Source organism: Shewanella sp. 10N.286.45.A1 (assembly GCF_041470405.1).
GTDB lineage: Bacteria > Pseudomonadota > Gammaproteobacteria > Enterobacterales > Shewanellaceae > Shewanella.
Window position 1 is genome coordinate 1 of the sequence record NZ_JBFRMK010000318.1, and the last position, 2667, is coordinate 2667.

General features: G+C 41.4%; 2 protein-coding genes. Both read right to left on the bottom strand.

Translation table 11 applies throughout. The annotated features are described in order from the left end of the window. Positions 1 to 98 precede the first annotated feature (98 nt). A complete protein-coding gene (locus AB4238_RS20260) occupies positions 99 to 1013 on the bottom strand; it encodes a class I SAM-dependent methyltransferase (RefSeq protein WP_372035201.1) in 915 nt (304 codons plus the stop codon). A 5-nt stretch (positions 1014 to 1018) separates the two neighbouring features. Then, the gene (locus tag AB4238_RS20265) at positions 1019 to 2101 is read right to left on the bottom strand and encodes an AI-2E family transporter (protein WP_372035203.1); all 1083 of its coding nucleotides are present in this window, start codon (positions 2099 to 2101) and stop codon (positions 1019 to 1021) included. Between the last annotated feature and the right edge of the window lie 566 nt (positions 2102 to 2667).

Below are 2667 nucleotides of genomic sequence, written 5' to 3' on the forward strand. Positions count from 1 at the left end.
ATGCAATTGGTATTAATGACTAAACAGCCTAACTCAGGAACAAAAAAGGCCAAACATGCGGTTTGGCCTTTTCACTCTGTTAACTTTTATCAAGCGAGTTAATCACTCTGTTGTTTGTAGCGCAGCACTTTCAATGCCTTGTTGGGATCAACATCATTAAACACCAGTGGGTTCTGCAACTGCTGCTCTAACGTTAAACTAGGGCTGTACTCTGCCACCTGCCCCTTTAGAAAATCAATAGTGAGTTCAGGCGCGTTGAGACACAAAAGAATATCACCATCAGTTGCAAGCAAACTCGGCAAACGTTTCAACAGTCGAGCATAGTCTTTAGTTGCCACGAAACTGCCTTTTTGATTACTAGGCGGATCGGCAATAATCAAATCATAAGGCCCTAGCTTAGTAAGCTTGCCCCAAGATTTAAAAATATCGTGACCTAAGAAACGCGCACCAGAGCCATAGCCGTTTAACAGGTGGTTTTGCTTACCTATCGATAACGAGCCTTTACTCATATCAATATTAACCACTTCTGCGGCCTTTCCTTGCAAGGCAGCAACCGAAAAGCCACAAGTATAGGCAAACAAGTTCAGTACTTTTTTGCCAGCACTGTTTTCCCGAACCCACTGCCGACCATTACTCATATCCAAGAATAAGCCGTGATTTTGTCCTTTCAATAAGTGCACTTGAAATTGAGCACCATTTTCAGTCACTACGTGCTTATCAGGCACTTCGCCTTTCAGGATGTCAGTATGCGTTTCGCCACCAGCGCGATACTGAAATACCAAGTTAATCGGTGTATCCCCCTTTAGCTCACACCAACGTTGTTCAACAGCTTCTGTGATCACTGAAAGCTCATCATCAGTCAATGGTTTAAAACTGGTTAACAATATAACGGGCGCAAACCAATCCAAACAAAGATGCTCCGCACCTTGATAACAACCACCACGGCCATGGAATAAACGGCCTACATCTTCACCAAAGGTAAGGTCTTTTATTGCTTCAATAAATAACTGCATTTAACTCACTTTTTACTTTGTTCTATCTTTAAACTTTCTTCGGACTCAACTTCATCTTCGGCGACATCATCACCCAGCAGCACTGCTAGCCAGCGGCCATCTTGACTCGACTCTAACGCTATTTTAACGATCATGGTTAATGGTACGGACAACAACATACCGACTGAGCCGAGTAACCATCCCCAAAATATTAATGATAAAAACACCACCAAAGTCGACAAGCCTAAACCACGTCCCATATAGCGGGGCTCTACCACATTACCCATAATGGTGTTGGTTCCTAGATAAAGCAAAGCAACTGCACCTGCAGCGCCAGGGCCTATCTGTATGAATGCGAGTAACACCGACGGAATTGCAGCAATAATCGAACCGATATTAGGGATATAGTTAAATAGAAAAGCAATCACACCCCACAGCAAGGCATAATCAACGCCAATAATGTACAAACCGAGCCCAACAATAAAACCCGTTCCCAAGCTGACTAGCGTTTTTATAACCATATACTGATTAACCGAGTGGAGAAAACGGTCTATCTGTTTTAGTCGCATATCAGGGTCATCAAGCGCGAGATGCATTTTTCTCGAAAAGCCATTTGACTCAAACAACATGAACACAACGGTCAAAATAATCAAAAACAGATTCGCCATCACACTGCCGACGCCAGTCAACATATTGGTGGTCATTGACAGCGCAATACCTGGGTCAAAATAGGCTAAAATCTGCTCTTTCGAGATCTGAATATTAAGCGCCGCTAGTTTATCGACAATCCAAGAAAACTGCTCAATCAACTGATCGCGATAAAACGGTAGTTGTTTTGAAAACTCGTTAATCGAGGTGCCAACTAATGAAGCCAACCACAATCCCATTAATACGATAAATACCATTAGCATTAATACCGCAAGCCCTCTTGGCGCTTTATGACGAGTGAGCCAGTTAATGACCGGATTACAGATCACCGCAATGAACACCGAAAGCACAAAAGGAACCACTATTGGGCTTGCTGTTTTTATCCCTGCCAAAATCACCACAATGAATGCGGAGATGGCAAAGCCTTTAAATGCTACGCCTTGATTCTCAAATCGGCCCATTAATAAATCCTTGTTGATTCAGAATTAAATTACAATTTACTGCAATGAATAAAGATAAGAACTCTATCCTAAGGTTCCATCGCTAAAATGCCAAGTCTAACCGGTAAACTCACCATTTATAGACAGCTGAAAAAATAATCTACTGACTAAAAATAAATAATAGCTTGAATTATCGCATGATTTTGTAGAAAGCACTGCTTTAGTTTTAACGAATACGTCAGAAGTCAATTCAGCTCAATAAATAGCTGCTGAAAAGCTACAATAAAATACAACTTTCTAGGGGCAGCTGATCTTTCAAGCTTAGTTTTTGTTCGATTATTTACCGTAAGAAATAATGCTTCTAGTGCAAGGATTGAGCGATGACGCTTAGCCAGCTAAGTGAAGCGCTCATAACGCATTCTAGTAATATAAAGAATAGAAGCAATGAAACTAATCCAAAGGACAGCATTTCCTGGCCATTTTTTCAGCGTTAAAGGTTATTTGTGGAGAATGACTACACTACATAGCCTCTGCCTTGCCAAAATGGCCAATAAATTGCTGCAAAAACAACCATGAAAGATCAACAG